Source organism: Paenibacillus sp. Aloe-11 (genome assembly GCF_000245715.1).
Taxonomy (GTDB): domain Bacteria; phylum Bacillota; class Bacilli; order Paenibacillales; family Paenibacillaceae; genus Paenibacillus; species Paenibacillus kribbensis.
Genome location: NZ_JH601054.1, coordinates 283752 through 304759 on the forward strand (window position 1 = coordinate 283752; position 21008 = coordinate 304759).

General features: G+C 44.2%; 20 protein-coding genes and 1 pseudogene. 14 read left to right on the plus strand and 7 right to left on the minus strand.

Features of this window, described 5'->3' with window-relative positions:
• Positions 1 to 118 precede the first annotated feature (118 nt).
• Positions 119 to 1678 (minus strand): diguanylate cyclase, encoded by a 1560-nt coding sequence (locus WG8_RS12315; RefSeq protein ID WP_007430508.1) that lies wholly within the window; start codon positions 1676 to 1678, stop codon positions 119 to 121.
• Between the two features lie 197 nt (positions 1679 to 1875).
• Between WG8_RS12315 and WG8_RS27110 the strand changes: the two genes are divergently transcribed.
• Positions 1876 to 2019, plus strand: a complete 144-nt coding sequence (locus WG8_RS27110; RefSeq protein WP_007430509.1) for a hypothetical protein — start codon at positions 1876 to 1878, stop codon at positions 2017 to 2019.
• A gap of 74 nt (positions 2020 to 2093) precedes the next feature.
• On the opposite strand, the gene WG8_RS12320 is transcribed toward WG8_RS27110, so the two are convergent.
• Positions 2094 to 3143 (minus strand): NAD(P)-dependent alcohol dehydrogenase, encoded by a 1050-nt coding sequence (locus WG8_RS12320; protein WP_085980045.1) that lies wholly within the window; start codon positions 3141 to 3143, stop codon positions 2094 to 2096.
• Between the two features lie 282 nt (positions 3144 to 3425).
• On the opposite strand from WG8_RS12320, the gene WG8_RS12325 reads away from it, so the two are divergent.
• On the plus strand, positions 3426 to 3803 hold the full coding sequence (locus WG8_RS12325) for a MerR family transcriptional regulator (RefSeq protein ID WP_007430511.1): 378 nt from the start codon (positions 3426 to 3428) through the stop codon (positions 3801 to 3803).
• A gap of 99 nt (positions 3804 to 3902) precedes the next feature.
• Complete coding sequence (locus WG8_RS12330) at positions 3903 to 4661, plus strand: cyclase family protein (protein WP_007430512.1); 759 nt, start codon at positions 3903 to 3905, stop codon at positions 4659 to 4661.
• Positions 4662 to 4724: 63 nt separating this feature from the next.
• Here the strand turns inward: WG8_RS12330 and WG8_RS12335 are convergent, their stop codons facing one another.
• Positions 4725 to 5564: a MerR family transcriptional regulator gene (locus WG8_RS12335; RefSeq protein WP_232289093.1), complete on the minus strand. Its 840-nt coding sequence runs from the start codon at positions 5562 to 5564 to the stop codon at positions 4725 to 4727.
• 171 nt (positions 5565 to 5735) lie between these two features.
• On the opposite strand from WG8_RS12335, the gene WG8_RS12340 reads away from it, so the two are divergent.
• Positions 5736 to 6209: a GNAT family N-acetyltransferase gene (locus WG8_RS12340; RefSeq protein WP_043891034.1), complete on the plus strand. Its 474-nt coding sequence runs from the start codon at positions 5736 to 5738 to the stop codon at positions 6207 to 6209.
• Here WG8_RS12340 and WG8_RS12345 read toward each other — a convergent pair.
• Positions 6197 to 6790, minus strand: a complete 594-nt coding sequence (locus WG8_RS12345; protein WP_007430514.1) for a TetR/AcrR family transcriptional regulator — start codon at positions 6788 to 6790, stop codon at positions 6197 to 6199. The genes WG8_RS12340 and WG8_RS12345 overlap by 13 nt on opposite strands.
• A 182-nt stretch (positions 6791 to 6972) precedes the next feature.
• Here WG8_RS12345 and WG8_RS12350 point away from each other — a divergent pair, with 182 nt between their 5' ends.
• A complete protein-coding gene (locus WG8_RS12350) occupies positions 6973 to 7968 on the plus strand; it encodes a zinc-binding dehydrogenase (protein ID WP_007430515.1) in 996 nt (331 codons plus the stop codon).
• Between the two features lie 51 nt (positions 7969 to 8019).
• A pseudogene (locus WG8_RS12355) lies at positions 8020 to 8622 on the plus strand (NAD(P)H-dependent flavin oxidoreductase); the annotation flags it as partial.
• Between the two features lie 198 nt (positions 8623 to 8820).
• On the opposite strand, the gene WG8_RS12360 reads toward WG8_RS12355, so the two are convergent.
• On the minus strand, positions 8821 to 10206 hold the full coding sequence (locus WG8_RS12360) for an MFS transporter (RefSeq protein ID WP_007430517.1): 1386 nt from the start codon (positions 10204 to 10206) through the stop codon (positions 8821 to 8823).
• A 111-nt stretch (positions 10207 to 10317) separates the two neighbouring features.
• On the opposite strand from WG8_RS12360, the gene WG8_RS12365 reads away from it, so the two are divergent.
• Positions 10318 to 11205 carry a LysR family transcriptional regulator gene (locus WG8_RS12365; RefSeq protein ID WP_007430518.1) on the plus strand — a complete coding sequence of 296 codons (888 nt, stop codon included), beginning with the start codon at positions 10318 to 10320 and terminating at the stop codon, positions 11203 to 11205.
• A 140-nt stretch (positions 11206 to 11345) separates the two neighbouring features.
• On the opposite strand, the gene WG8_RS25980 is transcribed toward WG8_RS12365, so the two are convergent.
• Together WG8_RS25980 and WG8_RS12375 are read right to left on the minus strand one after the other, a co-directional pair.
• Positions 11346 to 12869 (minus strand): M56 family metallopeptidase, encoded by a 1524-nt coding sequence (locus WG8_RS25980; protein ID WP_007430519.1) that lies wholly within the window; start codon positions 12867 to 12869, stop codon positions 11346 to 11348.
• Positions 12862 to 13227 (minus strand): BlaI/MecI/CopY family transcriptional regulator, encoded by a 366-nt coding sequence (locus tag WG8_RS12375; RefSeq protein WP_007430520.1) that lies wholly within the window; start codon positions 13225 to 13227, stop codon positions 12862 to 12864. The genes WG8_RS25980 and WG8_RS12375 overlap by 8 nt, the downstream gene beginning before the upstream one ends.
• 310 nt (positions 13228 to 13537) lie before the next feature.
• On the opposite strand from WG8_RS12375, the gene WG8_RS12380 reads away from it, so the two are divergent.
• Genes WG8_RS12380 through WG8_RS12410 form a run of 7 tightly spaced genes read left to right on the plus strand, consistent with a single transcriptional unit; the run spans position 13538 to position 20766 of the window.
• Positions 13538 to 15157 carry an ABC transporter substrate-binding protein gene (locus WG8_RS12380; RefSeq protein ID WP_007430521.1) on the plus strand — a complete coding sequence of 540 codons (1620 nt, stop codon included), beginning with the start codon at positions 13538 to 13540 and terminating at the stop codon, positions 15155 to 15157.
• Positions 15154 to 16140 (plus strand): ABC transporter permease, encoded by a 987-nt coding sequence (locus WG8_RS12385; protein ID WP_232289094.1) that lies wholly within the window; start codon positions 15154 to 15156, stop codon positions 16138 to 16140. The genes WG8_RS12380 and WG8_RS12385 overlap by 4 nt, the downstream gene beginning before the upstream one ends.
• Positions 16140 to 17006 (plus strand): ABC transporter permease, encoded by an 867-nt coding sequence (locus WG8_RS12390; protein WP_157136320.1) that lies wholly within the window; start codon positions 16140 to 16142, stop codon positions 17004 to 17006. The genes WG8_RS12385 and WG8_RS12390 overlap by 1 nt, the downstream gene beginning before the upstream one ends.
• Complete coding sequence (locus tag WG8_RS12395) at positions 17003 to 17770, plus strand: ABC transporter ATP-binding protein (RefSeq protein WP_043891013.1); 768 nt, start codon at positions 17003 to 17005, stop codon at positions 17768 to 17770. Before WG8_RS12390 ends, WG8_RS12395 begins: the two co-directional genes overlap by 4 nt.
• Positions 17761 to 18534 carry an ABC transporter ATP-binding protein gene (locus tag WG8_RS12400; RefSeq protein WP_007430525.1) on the plus strand — a complete coding sequence of 258 codons (774 nt, stop codon included), beginning with the start codon at positions 17761 to 17763 and terminating at the stop codon, positions 18532 to 18534. The genes WG8_RS12395 and WG8_RS12400 overlap by 10 nt, the downstream gene beginning before the upstream one ends.
• Complete coding sequence (locus WG8_RS12405; RefSeq protein WP_007430526.1) at positions 18531 to 19601, plus strand: pyridoxal-phosphate-dependent aminotransferase family protein; 1071 nt, start codon at positions 18531 to 18533, stop codon at positions 19599 to 19601. The genes WG8_RS12400 and WG8_RS12405 overlap by 4 nt, the downstream gene beginning before the upstream one ends.
• Positions 19591 to 20766: an amidohydrolase family protein gene (locus WG8_RS12410; protein ID WP_007430527.1), complete on the plus strand. Its 1176-nt coding sequence runs from the start codon at positions 19591 to 19593 to the stop codon at positions 20764 to 20766. The genes WG8_RS12405 and WG8_RS12410 overlap by 11 nt, the downstream gene beginning before the upstream one ends.
• The last annotated feature ends 242 nt before the right edge of the window (positions 20767 to 21008 follow it).

Consider the following 21008-nt stretch of genomic DNA (forward strand, 5'->3'; position numbering starts at 1 on the left):
GGTAGTAGTGCTTACTAATGCTGAAGCAGCAGCGGTAGTTTGGGATTTTTTTTCCCAAACTGCCGCTTTTTTTGTGTAGCCAGGTGCGCGATTGGGCTGATGCTACCAGGAGTAGCGATCATACCCCAAGTGTCCCCGCTTTTTCCGATATCTCCTTGTAATTAGCAATGCGATTACGCCCATGGCTCTTGGCGTAATAAAGTGCTTCGTCTGCTTTTGCAATCAGCTCCTCAGGAACACTGTTGGCATCAGGATTGCACGTTGAGACTCCGATACTGACGGTGACCACATTTTTCATCCACGATCTGTTATGAAGGATTGCGGCATTTTCTACGGCTAATCTCAGATCCTCGGCAAGTTGCGCCGCTCGCTTGGCACTTGTATCAGGCAGGATAACCGTAAATTCTTCCCCTCCGTAACGGGCGATTGTAGCCGCTGGATGATTGAGGGTCTTTTTGGCGATGGCCGTTACTTTACGCAAGCATTCGTCCCCGGCCTGATGTCCGTAAAGATCGTTGTAAGCTTTAAAATGATCTATATCAAAGAAGATAAGAGACAATCCTTTCTCATTCTGCTCTGCATTTTTCCATTCCTGTTTGAGCATTTCATCAAAAAAACGACGGTTTGCAATTTTGGTTAGTCCATCCAACAGGGAAAGCTGCTTCAATTGCTCTTCCATTTTCTTTCTTTCGGAAATATCCTTGGCAAGCCCAATGACTCCAACCGTTTTCCCGTCCAGTAAAAGCGGTGACAATGTCAGCAATACCGTTATCCTGGTACCATCCTTCCGAATATATGACCATTCTCGTCCTTCGGATACATATTCTGCCGCGCCGTAAAAAAACACATTTAATCCATGAATGGGTTTACCTATTTTTTCGGATAGTTCTTTCCCATAAGCTTCTACTTCATTCGGGTCATGAAAGATCAGGGGAGATTCCTTGCCAATCAGCTCGTCAGCCCGGTAGCCAAGCATTTTTTCTGTACCCTTATTGGCATGCGTGATCTGTCCCTGCCAATCGATGGCTATGATAGCCGTACCTACTGCGGATTGAAAAATCGCTTCTTGAAGTGCATGTAGGGAACGGTATTTTCGCTCGCTATGCTCCAATTGTTTAGTTAGTTGATTCGTTGTAGAAAAGAAAGCAATTAACGATGCTGCGAAAAGCCCGCCCAAACCAACAAGCGCTAAATAGGAATAGGTATCCTTGGTGATCCCCCTCATGAGCGACATAATCGTAATAAGCGTCATACTCAGTAATACCGAAAGCAACCAGCGGTACCTATAACGTTTGACAACCTGCATAATGATCCCACTGCCGATGGCAGCTAATGTAATCGATAATAATGGCGTCATGCTGGTAGGCGAAGGCGTAAAAGTCCCAACTAATGTAACACGGCCCAACACAAAGAATAAGGCGGTCACTAAAGAAGCGGGCAGACCCCCAAAATAAGCGGAACTGATGACAACGATATGGCGGAAATCGATAAAGGATGTTTCGTTTATTTGATAACTGAACAACAGAAGAAGAAGAGCACAGCAGCCGTGCATGATCCCTATCAGCAACTTAAATCGCAAAGTACGATAGTCTTCCATCAAGTAGCGTCGGAATAAATGGTTGAAGAGAAAGAGGAACGCCGTTAACAAGGCAAAATTCGCAATCATATATCTAAACATAGGTAGTCCTTCCATCATGTTGTTTATCGTAGATGTTGTTCTCTTCAGTATATGGGAGGACAACATAACGAAAATCGTTCCGGCTATTATTCTTCAGCTTGCATGATATAAGTATAATGGGAAACAGAAGTAAAGGTAAGCGGAAATTCCTACGTTATAGTAGTGCAGGCAACTCATCCTAATAAGGGGTAAATACGATGACAGAGCAGTGGAATGTTAGATATGATTTTAACCTGAGCATGGCTGGATCAAATGTTGGAGGGATACGAGAAACACAAGAGATGATCGATTTTGCCGCTCACCACGGTATTGTTCCTAAAATTGAGCTTAATCGACGCTGATCAATTAGAAGAGGTGTATAAATACTGAAAAAAAAGGGCTAGCTCTTTGGAGAAGAGCCGCCCTTTTTTTGATGTTACAACGTAGATACGTCGATCACGAACCGATAACGAACGTCACTCCGGAGAACTCGGTCATAAGCTTGGTCAACTTGATCCGCAGCAATGACTTCGATTTGCGGGGTAATACCGTGTTCAGCAGAAAAATCAAGCATCTCTTGAGTTTCACGGATACCGCCAACGAGTGAGCCGGCAATACTGCGTCGACCCATTATTAAGGAAAAGACATTATATTGATCGGGCTTACTGGGTGCACCCACGTTTACCATTGTTCCGTCAATGCTTAGTATTGATAAGTAGGCATCTACGTCAAGATTGGCAGATACAGTGTTCAAGATAAGGTCGAAACGGCCCGCCAATTCAGTGAATGTCTCTGGATCACTTGTTGCAAAATAATGATCAGCACCAAAGCTCAAAGCCTCATCTTTTTTATTCAACGACCGACTGAGTACAGTGACCTCAGCACCCATAGCATGCGCATATTGGATCGCCATATGGCCTAAACCGCCCATTCCCAAAATAGCTACTTTCTTGCCAGGTCCGGCATTCCAGTGCTTCAAAGGAGAATAGGTGGTGATTCCTGCACAGAGCAGCGGACTTGCTACATCCAGCTCTAGGCTGTCCGGAATATGAACAACAAAACCTTCCTTCACAACATTTTTTTGGCTATATCCACCATAAGTTGGATTGCCGTCGTAGTCTCTGGAATTATAGGTGGCGACAAAACCCTTTGTACAAAATTGCTCTTCGCCTCGCAGGCAGTATTCGCATTCTCCGCAGGAGTCTACATAGCAACCTACACCAACTCGGTCGCCAATAGAAAACTTAGTGACCTCAGAACCTACGGCTTCTACAACACCGGCAATTTCATGGCCAGGAACCATGGGGAAGATGCCGCCGCCCCATTCATCATGGGCACTATGAATGTCGGAATGGCAAATCCCGCTAAATTTAATATCGATTAAAACATCATGTGGCTGCAATTCTCTACGCTTAATTGTGGTCTTTTCAAAATGTGCTTTTGCACTTGGTACACTCAGAACGCGAGTTTGACACATATTTTTCAACTCCTTTGTATGAATAAATGATAAATAATCAAGCGAAGGTTACATTTCCGATGGGTGCATTCTCCCTTGACCAAACTGCACCGAATAAAATATCGTCGCCATTTACGCCATCCTCCATTCGATTTTTTTGGTTTCGTTATGTAGTTTAAACCTTAAAGCCCACTTTAAGGCAAGAGGAAATTTTGAAACAAGAAACGCCATTACGCTTGCAGTTGTAAATCTTGCTTAAAGTTAACTTTAAGTGATAAGGTCAATACATAAAGAAAATACGAGGTGAAGAAAATGAATATTGCAAAAGTGGCAGAGCAGTTTGATTTAACATCAGCAACACTCAGATATTATGAACAGGTTGGTTTGATTCCACCGGTAAACCGTAAAGAAAGCGGTGTCCGTGACTACACTGAAGAGGATATTAAATGGATCGAATTTATAAAATGCATGCGAAGCGCCGGATTGACGATAGAGGCGTTGATTGAATATACATCTTTATTTATTGAAGGAGACCGTACCATAGAAGCTCGCAAAAAAATCTTGACTAACGAAAGAGAAAAGCTAGTAAAAAAAAAGATGGAAATTGACGAAACCATAAAGAGATTGGATTGGAAAATTAATGATTATGACGGGAAATTACTGGCTAGTGAGGCTAGCCTCAAAATATAGAGCTGTAACAAGACTACGGCCACCAGATAGTAAATGCAATATGGTATAATGGCCATGAAACGGAAAATTATAGACAAGAAACGAAAGAGAGGGAAAGCGATGAGACTCATTGATTTGAGCGTCCCGATAAGCCCTAGCATCCGTGAGCCGATAGCAGCAAAGATCGAGTATTCGAGCCATAGCGAAGGCGCGATGCAAGCGTCAGCCTTACTAGGTCTGAAACCTGACGACTTTCCGGAAGGCAAAGCATGGGCTACCGAAACTGTAACGCTTAATACGCATTCGGGGACGCATGTCGACGCACCTTGGCACTACTGGCCAACATCGGAAGGGAAACCGGCTAGAACGATTGACGAACTGCCGCTAGAGTGGTTTTTTTCTGATGGCGTGCTTCTTGATTTTAGTTCTAAGCCGCCCGGTTATGAAATAACGTCTGAAGATCTGGTTGCGGAGCTGAGCCGCATTGGGTACAAGCTTAAGCCGCTCGATATTGTGCTTATCCGGAGCGATGCGGATAAGCGGTTGTATGATGAAAAGTATGCATTTCTTCATGCTGGTGTCTCGGCCGAAGCGACCATGTGGTTACTGGATCAAGGAATTAAGGTAGTCGGTACTGACGGCTGGGGTTGGGATATCCCGCTCAATCTCCAGGCGGAGGACTACAAGCAGCAACCGAGAGACGGCGTCCTTTGGGCAGCGCACTATGTCGGCAAAGACCGGGAATATTGTCAGATCGAGAAGTTGGCCAATTTGGAGCTTCTACCGAAGCCGTTTGGCTTCAAGGTCTGCTGTTTTCCGGTTAAAGTGGAAAGAGCGAGTGCCGGATGGGCTCGTCCCGTAGCAATCATAGAGGAATAAAAGGGAAGCAACGTTCCAGCAGCCATAATGCAACCTGGAGCGTTATTTCTTTTTTTTCAACAACTATAAATTTTTACTCTTTAACCCAACCGTAATTTGAGTAACATATTCACTCTCATCTTTTGCACCAACTTCATCGATAAGATATTCCTCATAAGCAAATTCCTGAATAAGAAAATTTTCCTTTTCAATATACTGAATTAGTCTCTCATAGGTTCTGCCGATCTTTTCATAGCTTCCATGATGATATGCAACAGCGTATAACCCCTTTGGTTTTATGAAATTTGAAAAATGTGTGTTATTTCTATTGTTTGTTTTTACAAAAAGATACGACTTTGAGGCATATTTACCCGCTAAAATAGCTTCTTTATCCAACATAGACCCAACAAAAGATGCTCCAACAGATTGTGTGCTATGTTCAAATTTTTTGAAATTCATCATCCATTCAGCGTAATCCTTTATATTGTTTTCTTCCAATGAAGTGCTTCGAATTATTCTTTCCTCTTCATGCTCTTCCAATTTAATTTCACTACTTGTAGAGTTTAATCCCTTGTGCGTATAGACAATGGTTTCTTCCAATATGTGCTTAATTTTAATCATTTTATCGATTTCTTTATCCACTTCTGATATTTTGTGTTTCGACAAATCCAATATTCGTTCTGGAGTTCTCTCATCAAGATACGTCTTGATTTCTTTTAAAGGGACGTTTAATTTCTTTAAAACAGTAATAATGGAAAATAAATCAAATTGATGATAAGAATAATAACGATACCCGTTTTCATCTATAAAAGCAGGTTGGAATAGCCCAATCTCATCATAATGAAATAAAGTCCTCTTATTTACCTTGCATATTTTAGCAAATTGTCCTGTTGTAAAATACGTCTCCGAATTTTTTTTCATCATTTCATCCTCACTTGACTATCTGGTTACGGTATACCTTATTGTATGAATAGTAATGAGCCAAAGCAAGGGAGAGAAGACCTTGTTGTGCTGGCTACTGCTGTGACCATCTGCTTAACTTTATTGCAGTAGAAATTAGGAATCATAAATTATGTACAGGAAAAGGTTGATATGATGACAGTCTCTATTAGAGAAGTGACTAAGGAAAATGTGAAAGAAATATTGTCTTTGCGTGTAAGCGATCATCAAAGATCATATATTGAAGCTTCAGAACAAAGTTTGGAAGATGCTAAAGATTGCACTTTCTACCGACCAGCAGGACTTTATTGGGAACATGTTTTGATTGGGTTTGCCATGTATGGATTCTTTCCTGGAGAAGGTCATAGCGGCCGAGTATGGTTGGATCGATTCATGATTGACGAGAATTTCCAAGGACAGGGACTTGGGAAAATGATGCTTACAGCACTTATCGAACATCTTGTCAATTTATACCATTGTAAAGAGATCTATCTAAGTCTTTATGAAGACAATCACCGAGCCTTGTATTTATACCAAAAGTTTGGTTTTCGTTTTAATGGAGAGCTAGATATAAACGGAGAAAAGGTAATGGTCAAAGAGTTGTCTGGCTTATCGGCCTATTCTTTTTGAGTGCTATGACAATCCTCATTCATGCGATCTATGATTTGATAGCAAATCTTCGCCATTTCTTCGACCGTCTGCTGCATACCCTCTCGAATCCAACTCGCTGCTACACTGTAAATGGCACCACTCCAAAAATAAGATTTGTAATTTTCCTGGATACTATTTTTGGATACAGAACTCTGCATTATTCTGTGGATTTCGTTTAGTATTGCATCTCCAAAATTCGCCATTAGAAGTATTTGTAAACTATCAGCATGTTGTTTTAGCATGAGGAATAAGGAGTACCAGTATTCATATGTGTTACTTATTGGAAGACGCAGATTCATGGCAACTATGACTTTATCCACGATTTCCTTCATTACGCTTCGCAATATATCCTCTTTAGAGTCGTAGTTGCGGTAGTAGGCAGTTCGAGACACACCAGCCCGTTTTACAATATCTGTAATCGATATATCATGGAAGCATTTGTCCTTCATTAATAAAATCATAGCCGATTCAATACACGTTTTAGTGATGCGGTTGGATTCTGCGTTAGACAAGCGTAGGATCTCTAATCGCTGCATTTCTGTCATTTTGTTTTCAGACATTACAATTCCTCCTGTTTTGTTTAGTCCGTGTCCTATCCGATTGACGTCTGAAATTACCGACATTACAATTGTAACGGAAACACATGTGTATTCTATTTATTCTTAAGATAAATGTCAAATAGAAAAGAAGCTCCACGTAGCAGGTACCGATGCCACAGATCAATTCAGGAGGTAGTATTCTTATGAAAGCACTTGTTTTAGAAGAACAGGGGAAAATAGAAAGTCTTACGATTGTACAGGATAGAGAGATGCCCATGCCAAAAGAAAATGAAATTAGAGTAAAGGTTTTTGCATCTGGTTTAAATCCTTCAGATTATCAGGTTGCAGCTTATACCGGCCTAGCAAGTGAAAGGCAGAGAGTGCTTGGATTAGATGTTGCCGGGATTGTGGATGCGGTTGGAAGCGAGGTTAACAACTTTAAGGTTGGTGATCGTGTATACTATCTCCGCAGCATAACAAATTTGGATGGAGGATTTGCGGAGTATGCCTGTACGACAGCTCATACAGCAAGCAAGCTGCCTGAGGCCATTCCTTTCGAGGTAGCTGCCGTAGCTCCCGGGGCAGGCTTTACAGCATATCAGGCAATCATTCAAAAACTCAGACCGAAAGCAGGAAATACGATACTGATACACGGAGGAGCAGGTGGTGTTGGGGGATATGCTGTTCAGTTGGCTAAATTATGCGGCTTAACGGTATACTCGACTTGCCAAGGAAGAGACATAGAATATGTAAAAAGTCTTGGTGCAGATGAAGCAATTGATTATACAAAAGAAGATGTGTATGCAGTGATTGCCAAGTTGACAAACGAAAGAGGCGTTGACTACGTACTGAATACCATTAGCTCGGCAAGTGCTACTAGAGATATTGATGTGCTTGCCTTTGGTGGTGAAATTGTAGTCACAGCTGGTTTTCCTGAATTTAATCGACTTCGGTTTTACGAAAAGGGCATGTCACTGCATGAAATTGCTCTTGGGGGAGCTCACACAGAAGGGGATTACACAGCACAATCTAATTTGGCAGTAATAGGAGATGAATTCGCTCGATTATTAGTTGAAAAGAAAATTGCACCTCCAGCATTGACGGTCATCTCTATGGAAGAAATTCCTGATTATTTAGTTAAACTAAAAGAAGGAAAAATAACAGGGAAAGTTGTTGCAAAAATCAATTCGATGGAGTGAACTAGCGACAAGAGCAGGGTCAGCTTTCTATCTAATATTCAATAACAGGAGGTTGAAGAAGCTAAACATTTGGAGGCAGCTGGCATAGACGCAATTGTGGCCCAGGGATGTGAAGCAGGGGGACACCGTGGCACATTCTTGAAGAACGTTTCCGACACTCTGATAGGCACCATGGCTCTTGTTCCGCAGATTTCAGATCATGTGTCGATTCCGGTCATCGCATCGGGGGGCATCATGGATGGTCGGGGCCTTGCAGCAAGCCTCGCATTAGGGGCCGGTGCTGTACAGATGGGCACTGCGTTTCTTGCATGCCCTGAGAGTGGTGCCCATGAAACGCACAAACAGAAGATCCTTTCAGCAAATGAGGACTCCACTGAAATTACACGCGCATATTCGGGCAAAGCAGCAAGAGGCATCCAAACTAAATTTATGAATGACATGCGTGAGTATCCTGGAGCAATCCCTGCTTTCCCAATTCAAAACGCAATGACTCAAGACATTCGTCAGGCAGCTGCAAAAGCGAATAACCCCGAGTATATGTCATTTTGGGCGGGTCAGGGTCTTAGGTTAGCCAACGACTACTCTGCCGCTGCAGTTGTCAAACAAACCATCAAGCAAGCAAATGCTCTTGTCAAAAGGCTTGTTAGTATTTGATAATCCGAGTCTGGAAAACAAATAAATTCGAAAGTCAGTTGATGACTATGTTAAAAAGTTGAATTTTTAGGCCGCTGATTAGAAGATATGTGGAAATCAGCGGCTTGAATATCAGAATCAGGATTGGCCAAACCAATGACATTTGATGCATGATGATTCGTACCACGCAATGATTTGCAGATTTGAACTTGGTGAAACCTACGACTCTTGCAATTGTCCTGACTCCCGGCGTCGCCAACTCATGAATACCAAAGACAATGCAATTACCGTGAGGATAATCCCAAGCACTTGAAATCCCTCGAAGCTGAACTTACCTCCCATTACGATACCTATCAACAATGAAGAGAGGATGGTTCCCAGGTATCTTGATGTATTAAATAATCCGGATGCTACACCGATTATTTCTTTTGGAGAACTTTGGAACATGGCTGCTTGCATACCTACATTGTTCAACCCGTTGCTAATACCGAATGCAGCCAGAGCCAAACACACGCTGATAACCGGTGAAGTTTGACTCAATGTCACGAGCCACACCGACCCCAATGTCATCAGAATTGCGGACATTAGCAATGCCGGTCTGGGTCCTGATTTATCGATCCATCGTCCTGCTATTGGAGAAGTAGCGAGCGAGCACAAGCCTAAGCTTAGCATGAGAAGCCCTGTTTGGAACTCGCTGACATGACGTGCTATTTGCAAGTAGGATGGAACCCCGAAAAAGAGCGAGTAATAAAGTACGTTAACGAGCATGAATTCGACATTAACCCAAGTCATCGTAGGATATTTGGCGAATGTGCGTAAAGGAATAAAGGGTGTCGTCGCTTTTAACTCATATCGTACGAATGCCCCCAGCGCAACGAGGCCTATCAGCCCGACAATGACATTTTCTAATGAGATATGCCCAGATGATTTTGCCGAGAGTAATCCAACGAGCAGGGCAACCAGACCCAATGTGAAGAGCAGAATCCCTGATGCATCAATCAAATCAAACCATTTACGAAAGGACATGTTGCGTGCAACGGATATTGGCGGTTCGTCCTTAGGAATAGTCCTCCAAGCCAATAGAAAGCTAGCCAACACAAACGGAATATTGACGAAAAAGATAGCAGGCCAATCCCACCAATGAATCAAAACCCCGCCAATAAAGGGTCCAATTGCTGCCGCTCCTGACAGGAATATGGACAAAACAGACAGCGCAGTCGCTTGTTTCTCTGTAATATGGATTCGAACAATGGCCATTCCAACCCCTACCATCATGCTTGTTCCGATGGATTGCACAATGCGGAACACGATGAGCCACCCGAAGTTTGGTGATAATGGAGCTAATAATGATGCAATGAAGGCTATAACAAGCCCGGTAAGAAATATCTTCCTGCGACCGAATAAATCACTGGCCTTTCCCATGACAGGTTGAGCGATGCTACTTGCAATGTAGAAAGAAAAAATAACCCAGGAAACACCTGTAAAGTCAAGTTGGAACATATTTTGCAGACTTGGAATAGCAACAGAAACCATCGAAGAATTTAATGGGTTCAATAGTATCCCTAGACCAACTGAAATCATTAACCACCAGCTGCGAACACTCATTTTTGGTCCCCCCAAAGCGAATTAATGTCATCGTACTTGAAATCGATTATTTATTCCAACGCATTTGATGTTATAATCTCATTGACTTGAGGGAATGAATGGAGGTTTGAAATGGAGCTTCTTCAACTGCAATATTTTCTCGCGGTAGCTCGTTTGGAACATGTAACCGAAGCTGCACGAAGTCTGCACGTTACTCAATCGTCGCTGAGCAAAACAATTCAACGCCTGGAGGAAGATCTGGGGGTCCCTTTATTCGATCGAACAGGGAGGAAACTGCGATTGAATGAGTTCGGAAGCAGATTTCTTCACCGTGCAGAGAGGGCTTTGTTTGAATTGGAACAGGGGAAACAGGAACTTAGCGATTTATCAAGCCCGGAACATGGCACACTCGAATTGGCGGTGACCACCGCAAGCACATTACCAAATATCCTTCGAGAGTTTCGGAAAAAGCGACCCTATATTCAATTTCATGTGCAAATGCTGACCACGCAAGAAATGGTTACGCTTCTTCATAGAGGAGAGGTCGATTTTTGCTTGTCGTCACCGCCTATAGAGGGGGATGAGATCGAATGTCAAATCGTGTTTATCGACCCAATCCTTGTAGCTGTTCCCAAGGGACATCGGCTGGCAGATCGAAGCAGCGTATCCTTGGCAGAGCTGAGGGATGAATGGTTTGTCGGTGTAAAGAGAGGCTACGGTACTCGTGATTTAGTGGACTCTGTATGCAAATCGGATGGTTTTGTGCCTAAATATGTGTATGAGGGGGATGAACCTGCAAGGCTTAGTACTCTTGTGGAAGCCGAAATTGGTATAGCCTTCATACCAAGCACGGCAAGAAATTCACGGGAACATCTCAAATATCTCCAAGTAGAGAATCACAAATTGGTACGTGAGATAGCTTTATTATGGCACAGGAGTCGGTACATTTCACGGGCTGCTCTGGAATTCCGTGAGGTAGTTGTAGAATATTTCGGGGCGATATCCAAGCAGAACATATAGACTGAATAACAAAACCTGCGATCGCTATTAACATGTACGTTTAAGGCGACCGCAGATTAGCAGCAAGGTCAGTGTTTCATTATTTATTCTTACTCATATATAGGGTTAACAGCATTCCTGCATATTTGGACAATGCTCTTTTACTTCGCTGCCTTATGTGCTTCTACAGGCACAATAAATTTGGTTTCATGCAGCTTCTCATGCGAGTCGTAGGCACCAACGTTGAATTCAACCTTATCGGTCTTTTTGTCATAAAAAGCGTAAACCCATTCTGCACCCTGTACACTTTGGCCCGGATTTACAACCCCGATGCGATCCATACCAGGCACGAATAGGGTGTAATGCGAGCCGTCTGCACTATTATTTTCCGGATCATGTGCATCTGTCATCCAAAAATGAGCCTTGGAGAACGCGAGTGGCTCGCCGCCAGCTGGACGAATGTTCTTGTAGCTGTAGTTCACGATTAGCACCTGCTTGGCCGGTCGGTTACCATCTATCGTGTTGCCCTCGAGTGTGGTCTCGCGAACCGAATTGACAGTAAATTCCCATTCGTTGTTTACTTTCCAGGTTTCTCCGGCACGATATTCATTCGCATGTTTCGTTAACGTAGCAGAACCAGCATGCGAGGCCGCGATAGAAGCGCTGGCAGGAGAGGTTGCTAGTACAGTCGCTAGACTTCCGATAAGCAGGCAAGCAGATAGTGCACCTGCGACTGTTGTTTTTTTCATTTTCATAATGGATTCAATCCTTTCTTCAATCGCCAATTTGCTAAAATAATTGTTCATGGATGGCAGTGCCAGCTTTTGCTCTTCCATATGGATCAGGGTGCGCGCATAATCGGAGCGCCGCTGAAAGCCAAGACGTCGTATTACCGCCTCATCACAGTACAACTCTATATCCCGGTTAACAAGTACATACATCAGCCATACAAACGGGTTGTACCAGTGTAGACAGAACGCCAGCAGTAGCAACATTTTCGTACCGCTGTCGAAGCGGCGGATATGCACGTATTCATGAGTCAGAACATATTCCAGTCGCTTGTGATCGCTCCAATCTATTGTTACGGGCATTAAAATAACAGGCCGAATAATCCCGTATGTAAGTGGAGAAGCAATTTTCTCAGTCTGTCTGATCTGAATGCTCCGCAGCAGACGATGGCGGGATAGCCAGCGATCTACAAATTCATGCTTGACCGGACGGGCAAAGCGGAAACGGCGATACCACCTGATATACGCTACGGTGAAAAACACTACGAGCCCGATTGCACCTATCAGCCAGACGAGCAGCCATGCCGACGCGTCAGGTGCTGATTGCGGAAAAGTGGAAGGCAGTACGGACAGTACGCCCCATGTTTGTTGGGGAGGCGTTGAATCCGATAAAGCCGCTGTCCAGGTAGCCACCGGAGAAGTAGGAACTGCCGTAGCTGCCATATTCGTTGGACCACTCAGCTTATGGGCCGCTGTATTCAACAACGAATACAGATTCCATTCCGAAGGCAGGGAAAAAGGAATGCAGAGTCGCAGCCAGACGATCGCCCACAGCCATAAAAAAGCAGAGCGGGGGAGTGTGTTTTTGTTCAATGCCCGCACACCGACCACAATAACGATCATCAGAGCTGCGGAAATATCCATTTGCAGCCAGTTCATCATAAGCACCTCATTCATCCAACTCGTCTACCATTTTTTTCAGCCGGTCAATCTGCTCATTGGAAAGTTCCTTTTTGCCGAGCAGCGAAGCGAATAGCTTGTTGGTGGAGCCGTCGAAAATTTTGTTCACCAGATCCATTGTGCTTTTTCTCTGCACTTCCTCTTGAGACACCAGCGCATGGCAAATGAAGTTCGGTTCGGAGCGTTGAATCGCTCCTTTTTTGATGCAGCGCTTAATGAGCGTATATGTCGTATTTACATTCCAGCCGTAGCTGTCGGACAAAATACCGGCGATATGCTTGGCTGTTGTATCGCCTTCCTGCCAGAGGACAGACATGACCTTCAACTCAGAATCGCCCAGGTTCAGCTTATCCATAACACTCTCCTTCCATAAGACAATTGTAGTTTGCATTTATGATAATACAACTGTCTTATAGAAAAATCAATGTCAGAACGATTACAATATGTTCATCTTTTAATGTATCTATTTGTTTCAGAGATTACTATCGGATAGAGCAAAACAAAGCTCCGTCCGATGATACAGTCGGCAAGATCGAGTCAGCTTGACAATAAATTAGTTTTAGCCCGTCATAATAAAGTTTTTTTGTTTGACAGACCGGGAGGATTAAATCATAATACTATCCATACTAAATGCATATGCTTTATGCGAAAAAGGAGGATTATACGTGCTAGAGTTAAATGCATCATTAAGAAAGCCATTGTGGGTAGGAACGTTAGCAGTTCTATTATTGGTGTTAGTTGCGGGATGCTCCGGATCGAAGAACGTTCCTGATCAAAATAATGGCGCTCAGCAGAGCACGAATCAAGGAGCGAATCAGAGTGCAAATACGGATAAACCTGCAGTGGACGGCACTTTCGTCTATGGACGGCCTGCTTCAGTAACCTCGTTTGATTTACATAATGAGATTACGTCGAACAATGCCTTTGCCATTGACAAAGTATTTGAATCTTTGGTTACTTTCGATAGCAAAGGCAAAATTGTGGACTGGCTTGCCAAGTCACATAGCATCAGTGATGACGGCTTGACGTATACGTTTGTGCTGCGTGATGGCTTGAAGTTTTCCAATGGTACTGATGTTACGGTGGAGGATGCTATTTTCTCGTTGCAGCGTCATTTGAAGGTTGGTGGTCCACTGGCAATAGCGGCAAAGGTCGATACCATTAAAGCGAAGGATAGCAAAACGCTTGTTATTAAACTTAAGGAGCCATATACACCGTTTATTTCTGAACTGTCCAATTTCTCAAACGGTATTCTTCCGAACAATTTCGGTGGAGTTTCCGAAAAAGAGTTTTTCAAGAAACCGGTAGGTACGGGGCCTTTCGTTGTTGAAAAGTGGGACCCTGCGGGCGATCTGACTTTCACCAAGAATCCGTACTATTGGCAAGAAGGTAAGCCATATATTGACAAGCTTGTTTACAAGCTGATTGAAGACGACAGCCAAGCTATCAACCAGCTTAAGGCGGGAGAAGTTGATGCGGTAGAGTCTTTGGCTCTACAAAATGCTAATGAGATTAAGCAAGGAGCTGACACTACAGTAGTAACCAATGGAAGTTGGGTGACAGAGCAATTGTTCTTCAATACGCTGGACAAGCATTTTTCTGATGTGCATGTCCGTCGTGCTTTGGCTCTGGCACTCGATCGCGAAGGCTTGACTAAGGCGCTTACCTTTGGCTATGCACAGACTGCAAATTCATTACTGCCAACAGCTATTCCATATAATTCAAATGATACGATCAAGGCACTGAACTTTGATATCAATGCAGCTAAGGAGGAGCTTGCCAAATCTGCCTTCCCGAAAGGATTCACGACAAAATTGCTTGTGGCATCTGGAGACAGCACAAGAGCACAAGAGGCGCAAATTATCCAGGCAGCGGGTAAAGCGATCGGTATCAACATCGAGATTGAATCCATTGAATTGGCCACTTTCCGTGAACGCTTCTTTGCCTATGATTTCGCGGTAATGCTCAACAGTGGTCAAGCCGATTCTCCCGATGCGAACTCTATTATTGCTTTCCAAACAGATCCGAAAGGTTTCAGCAAATCGTACTGGACGCATTACACGAATAATGAAGTAACCAAGCTTTTATATGAAGGTCAAAAAACGTTGGATGGTAAGGATCGTGCGGAGATTTACTCCAAGCTGCTGCAAACTCTTGCAGATGAAGTACCGTACATTCCACTTTATTATCCAGATATTTTGAAAGGTGTTCGTTCTTCAGTGAATAACATCGTTGTTTTACCCAACGGCAGCGTCCGCTTTGAAGAAGTTCAAATTAAAAAATGATAAAATCCATTAAATCGTTATATCAACCAACAGGAATCAATACAACATGCGGTTGGCTTGTGATAGCTCTTGTAAGAGCATTGGTAGTAATCCTCTGTGTGATGACTGCAGTTTTTTTCATCATCAGAATCGTGCCAGGGGACCCCGCGAAAATGATTTTGGGAGAATACAGCACGCCTGAGGCCATCGAGAGTATGCATCATACTCTCGGGTTGGACCTCCCTTTATGGGAACAATTCATCAGGTTTGTAAAGACATTGTTTACACAAGGAGATACCGGTAATTCAATTATTGTGGGTACTTCTACAAGAGAGTTGATTGCCGAACGTGCTCCCATTACTTTACTGTTCATTGTGATGGCTTGTGTTTTGGCGATCATTATTGCACTTCTGCTAGCTACGATTGCAGCCACACATAAGGATAAGCTGCTGGATCATTTGATACGTATTCTTCCTACAATAACTCTAGGTATGCCAATCTTTTGGGTTGGTTTACTTTTGATTCTGGTTCTAAGTGTCCGTTTTCATTGGTTCCCCGTTGGAGGAGTAGGCGAAGGGTGGATTGGGACCTTGTACAGTCTCACACTTCCGGCAATTACCGTCGCATTTTCTCAGATTCCTACGCTTGTTCGTTCTTTAAGAGCGCAGATGCTTGAAGTATTGGAATCCGATTTTGTAGTCACATTGAAGGCTGCGGGAATACCCAGCAGGGTAATTCTGTTTAAGCATGTGCTGCGTAATTCTGCTCTTCCAACTCTTATGCTGCTTGGCGTAAATATTTCTTATCTTATCGGTGGTACATTGGTCGTAGAACAGGTGTTTGGCATCAAGGGAATTGGTAGTTTGCTGTTTACTTCAATTGCAAAACGCGATTTTCCGGTCATTCAAGGAATAGCACTTTACTGTGCGATATCTGTTGTGATCATCAGCCTCCTCATTGAAATCATTTCGCGGTGGCTTGATCCCAGAACGAAAGGAAAATAATGAGACATACAAGAATAGCCCCTCAATTGCATGAGTACGGTAAGAAGACAAGCATCATAAATCGAATATGGACTACCCCTTCCCTTCTGGTGGGAAGTATCATGTTTGCAGTACTTATTGTCTTGGCTGTGTTCATACCGTTTATTAGTCCTTATAATCCTTCCGAGCAAAATTTGAGTGTCTTTTTGCAGCCACCGTCTGCCGAACATTGGCTGGGGACAGATCAATTGGGACGCGATTTGTTTACGAGACTGATCTATGCTGCGCGAACTGATTTGAAAATCATGGTTCTGGCGGAAATTGTTCCATTTTGCACTGGTGTATTTCTGGGAATGCTTGCAGGGTATTATGGGAAATGGATTGATACTGTCATTACGCTGCTTACGGATACATTTATTGCTTTTCCTTTTTATCTGATCGTTATTATCGTGGCTTTTGCCAGCGGAGCCGGTCAACGGGGCATTTATATCACTTTTATACTTGTAGGCTGGATTGTATTTGCCCGTGTAGTCAGAGGTCTTAGTGCATCTTTTCGAAAGCAAGACTGGGTAGCGTCCGCTCAAACTTTAGGACTGCCTGGCGTAAGAATTATCCTTCGTCATCTCCTGCCTAATGTACTGCCTCAAGCAGTTGTAGTCCTCATGACGGATATGGTTGGGTTGCTTGTGGCGATTGTTACGCTTGGTTATCTTGGCATTGGCATTACACCGCCAACCCCGGACTGGGGCACGATGATCTCGGATGGACAATCCTTCATAACTACAGCTTGGTGGCTCTCGGCAGTTCCGGGATTTGCGGTGGTCTACACGGGAATTGCTTTGTCACTTGTAGGTGATGGGTTGGCCGATATATGGAGGAAAAAATGATTTCTACAAGTCCGATTTTGGAAATAGAGGCACTGACGCTGGCAACAAAGTCAAATAAAAGATTAGTCAGCAATGTTAGCTTTTCAATAGGCAAAGGGGAGAGTCTGGGGTTAGTAGGCGAATCGGGTTCTGGAAAATCGCTTACGCTGCGTTCGATTCTTGGATTACTTCCACGTGGAGTTGAGCAGATAGGAGGAAGCATTAAGAGTGACATAAGCAGCGCAATGGTTTTTCAAGACCCAAGAGGTGCGCTAGATCCACTCTGTCCGGTTGTCAAGCAGGTTGCGGAAGTCGTTTACTACAGACAAAGAGTAAGCCGAAAGGCTTCTCGCGCGATAGCTCTGGAATTGCTCGAAATGCTCGGTCTCCCCGATTCTTTAAAGAGATCAGATCGATATCCGAACCAGCTTTCGGGTGGTCAGTGTCAACGAGTAGTCATCGCAATGGCGCTGGCTTGCAAGCCGGGCATTCTTCTCTGTGATGAGCCGACAACGGCGCTGGATGTTACCGTTCAGCGGCATATTCTTGAAACGGTCACTCGTCTGCAAAATGAACTGGGCTTTGCCATGGTGTTTGTTACGCATAATCTTGCAATTGCAGCTGCCATGTGCTCAAAACTCTATGTGATGAAAGAGGGGCAGATTGTTGAGCATGGCAATACCCTTGCTCTTTTGCAAAATCCGAAAAACCCTTATACACAGATGCTGATTAGCTCAGTGCTTCCTTTGCCGAAGCTTGAAGGGAGCGAACATTCATGGAGTTAGCCTTGCAAGTAAAAAATGTCACGGTTCATTATAGCGGGGTTACTGCGCTGGATCGCATCAATCTGAATCTGCGGCACCATACTACCCTTGGTCTTGTCGGCGAGTCCGGTTCGGGCAAATCCACTTTGGCGCGGGTCATTGCCGGATTGATCGCTCCTGATGAAGGGCAAATTCTGCTAGGTTCACAAGAATTGAAGAAAAAGAGAAGCCGTGAGCAGCACAAAATGATACAAATGATCTTCCAAAATCCGGATGCATCGTTGAATCCCAAACATTCCATCAGGCAGATTCTTTCCGAAGCACTGATGTTTCATAAAATTGTGGATCGCACGGGGGTCGAGAAGAGATGTAAAGAGCTTTTGGCACGTGTACACATTGCAGAGAGCGCTTTGGACAGATTTCCTCACGAATTCTCCGGCGGTCAACGCCAGAGGATAGCGATCGCACGTGCATTAAGCGTTGAGCCGAGTATTCTGATTGCGGATGAACCGACGAGCGCATTGGATGTTTCCGTACAACGGAGTGTGCTTGAACTGTTTAACATGCTCAAGGCAGAGCTTCATCTTACGATGCTGTTCATCTCCCATGATCTGGGGGTAATCCATGCAATTAGCGATACGGTAGCGGTCATGCGGCAGGGAAAACTTGTTGAGATCAATCCAAAGGATCAATTCTTCGCTCACCCTGAAACTGCATACAGTCGTGAGCTGTTGTCCGCTGTTCCGAAAATGCCTAAATTAAATACATCAGGAGGTTTTTTATGAGTCGGGAACATAAAGGATTTGTACCGCTTTCACTGTCTGAGTTCAATACGCTTACAAGCTTGCTCTCCAAGCTCTTGTTTACACAATATCCTCCGGTCATCATTCCTGGTGAGGCGATCTTGGGCATCGAGGCGATGGCAGCCGGGATATCTTCACCTGGTCGTACGATTTTAAATGTAGTAACAGGCCCCTATGGAAGTTTATTTGGAAAATGGCTTGAACGAGGTGGGGCAACGGTGGTTGAAGTTAAGGTCCCCTTTGATGAAGTGGTTACTGTGGAGGAGGTCGCTGCAGCGATTGAACGGTATAAACCGTGCGCGCTTTCCTTTGTTCAGGCTGAAGTGGTTACAGGTGGATCTAATCCTGCCAGAGAAATATTAAATATTGCACACGACTTTAACCTTATTACTGTGATGGACTCCGTTTCGGCGGTCGGGGGAGAGGCCCTGCTAGTTGATGAATGGGGAGTTGATCTTGTAGCTGTGGGTGCGCAAAAAGCCCTGGCTGGACCTAATGGCGTTAGTGCCGTAAACATTTCACCACGCGGCTGGGAATTCCTTGAGTCCAATGAAAATGCGCCGCGCAATTCCATTTTATCCTTACTGGATATGAAACCATCACAAAATGGGTCCGCGTCGGTACGGGTTCCCGCCAACATTCCAACCCTAGAGGCCAGAGCTCTGATCTCGGCATTGACACGAATTGAGGAAGAAGGACTAGCACAAGTTATCAAGCGTCATGAATTGGCTGCATCATCCACCATTGCCGGTATTAAGGCCTTGGGTGTTGAGCCTTGGCAGAAGGATAGCAAATACTATTCAACGCTGACTACGACGGTTCGGATTTCTCAAGAGCAGAACTTGCGTATTGATCAGCCTATTGGTATCGTAGCTCCTGGAGACGGAGAACTGTTTGGCAATCTTCTGCGAATAAACCATTTTGGAGCGAACGCTTGCCAGCAAAGCGTAGAAGAAGCCATTGCGGCACTTGCCCAATTGTTGAATCAAGACCCTGATCATGCAATAGAGGCTATTCGGCTGATTTGGGGGAATGAACATGATCAATAAGCATCCCCAAGCGAGAATATTCAATCATATTTTTATAGCAGGTATTGATGGAAAACGTTTCGATATTTCGATTAAAAATGGTCGGTTTTCATCTATTGTTGAGTCGGAGCCGTATAATGATCAGCCAACTCATCCAAGCAAAGATCTATGGATAAGTCCAGGGGTTATTGATCTTCATACACATCTGGCCTGGACGGACTTTGACCATGCTGATCAATTGAAACGAGACAGCGGAGAGATCGAAGTAATGCAGGCACAGGCCTTTGAGGCAACCCTTCGGACCGGTGTAACGACGGCGCGTGATGCAGGCGGGATTCTGCCAAGCACCGTGCAGCATCTCGTTTCGCACTATCAACAGCCTTTAAGAGTACAAACCAGCAGTGATATGCTTGGTGCAGCGGATGCCCGCGGTCTTAGGCATTTGGAACAACGAATGACAGAAATTTTTGATACAGGGGCAGGCTGGATCAAAATCATGGCAACAGGCGGTCTTGGATCACCTACTGAGAAAGTGCTTGATCCCGTTTTTTCGGAGGAAGAGTTCTCGTTCATTGTTCGCAATGCGCATGCTCATCATAAAATGGTCATGGTTCATACATGGGGCGGAGTGACGGTGGACTGGTCCATCCATGCTGGCGTGGAATCTGTAGAGCACGGAATGTTCTTGACCGAGGATCAGGCCGGCAGACTTGCACAATCTGGCATAGCCTTTGTACCTACAACATCAATATATCGCATTGCTGCAGATCCAAAAGGCGTTCTGGCTCTGAACCAGGTTATTTGCGATCGGGCTGCTCGCGCTGCCGAAGCCCACTCTAAAGCTATTAGCTATGCAAAGAGAGCAGGGGTTCGCTTTGGATTCGGTACCGATTATGCCACACCTGCACTTCATGGTTACAATCTTCAAGAGCTGGATACGTTGATGGATTATGGCTTGACTCGGATAGAAGCGTGGCAGGCCGCCACAGAAAACGCTGCTGATATTTTGGGAAGTGGCAACGAATTGGGACATATTGCAGAAGGTTATATTGCGGATGCGATTATATTTGATGCCGATCCGTATCAGGCGCAAAATGCAGCTGCATTGCAGAAAAGCATCGTTTCCGTCATTACCGGGACGCAGGAATCAGATTTGATTCGGACATTGGCCGGGAATAATAGCTAAGAAGTATATGTATAAAAACTAATCCCCAAAATCGAAACAGCGGCAGTTATGGACGAGGAAATAAAGTCCTGATATGCTCCCCTTACGGTAGACAGGTGAAATAATAAAACCTGCTACTGTGAGGGGAGCTTTTTCATAATATGAATATGACAGTTGTAACGAGCGGGGAAGGGGAGTACAATAAATTTAATTTAATCCGACTAATCAGGTATAAATAATAAAAATTTATTGAACAACTTTGT

Bases quoted from the DNA above. Each gene is read 5' to 3' on its own strand.
- WG8_RS12315 (WP_007430508.1), bottom strand. From the start codon at position 1,678: ATGTTTAGATATATGATTGCGAATTTTGCCTTGTTAACGGCGTTCCTC.
- WG8_RS27110 (WP_007430509.1), top strand. From the start codon at position 1,876: ATGACAGAGCAGTGGAATGTTAGATATGATTTTAACCTGAGCATGGCT.
- WG8_RS12325 (WP_007430511.1), top strand. From the start codon at position 3,426: ATGAATATTGCAAAAGTGGCAGAGCAGTTTGATTTAACATCAGCAACA.
- WG8_RS12330 (WP_007430512.1), top strand. From the start codon at position 3,903: ATGAGACTCATTGATTTGAGCGTCCCGATAAGCCCTAGCATCCGTGAG.
- WG8_RS12335 (WP_232289093.1), bottom strand. From the start codon at position 5,564: ATGATGAAAAAAAATTCGGAGACGTATTTTACAACAGGACAATTTGCT.
- WG8_RS12340 (WP_043891034.1), top strand. From the start codon at position 5,736: ATGACAGTCTCTATTAGAGAAGTGACTAAGGAAAATGTGAAAGAAATA.
- WG8_RS12345 (WP_007430514.1), bottom strand. From the start codon at position 6,790: ATGTCTGAAAACAAAATGACAGAAATGCAGCGATTAGAGATCCTACGC.
- WG8_RS12350 (WP_007430515.1), top strand. From the start codon at position 6,973: ATGAAAGCACTTGTTTTAGAAGAACAGGGGAAAATAGAAAGTCTTACG.
- WG8_RS12360 (WP_007430517.1), bottom strand. From the start codon at position 10,206: ATGAGTGTTCGCAGCTGGTGGTTAATGATTTCAGTTGGTCTAGGGATA.
- WG8_RS12365 (WP_007430518.1), top strand. From the start codon at position 10,318: ATGGAGCTTCTTCAACTGCAATATTTTCTCGCGGTAGCTCGTTTGGAA.
- WG8_RS25980 (WP_007430519.1), bottom strand. From the start codon at position 12,869: ATGAATGAGGTGCTTATGATGAACTGGCTGCAAATGGATATTTCCGCA.
- WG8_RS12375 (WP_007430520.1), bottom strand. From the start codon at position 13,227: ATGGATAAGCTGAACCTGGGCGATTCTGAGTTGAAGGTCATGTCTGTC.
- WG8_RS12385 (WP_232289094.1), top strand. From the start codon at position 15,154: ATGATAAAATCCATTAAATCGTTATATCAACCAACAGGAATCAATACA.
- WG8_RS12390 (WP_157136320.1), top strand. From the start codon at position 16,140: ATGAGACATACAAGAATAGCCCCTCAATTGCATGAGTACGGTAAGAAG.
- WG8_RS12395 (WP_043891013.1), top strand. From the start codon at position 17,003: ATGATTTCTACAAGTCCGATTTTGGAAATAGAGGCACTGACGCTGGCA.
- WG8_RS12400 (WP_007430525.1), top strand. From the start codon at position 17,761: ATGGAGTTAGCCTTGCAAGTAAAAAATGTCACGGTTCATTATAGCGGG.
- WG8_RS12405 (WP_007430526.1), top strand. From the start codon at position 18,531: ATGAGTCGGGAACATAAAGGATTTGTACCGCTTTCACTGTCTGAGTTC.
- WG8_RS12410 (WP_007430527.1), top strand. From the start codon at position 19,591: ATGATCAATAAGCATCCCCAAGCGAGAATATTCAATCATATTTTTATA.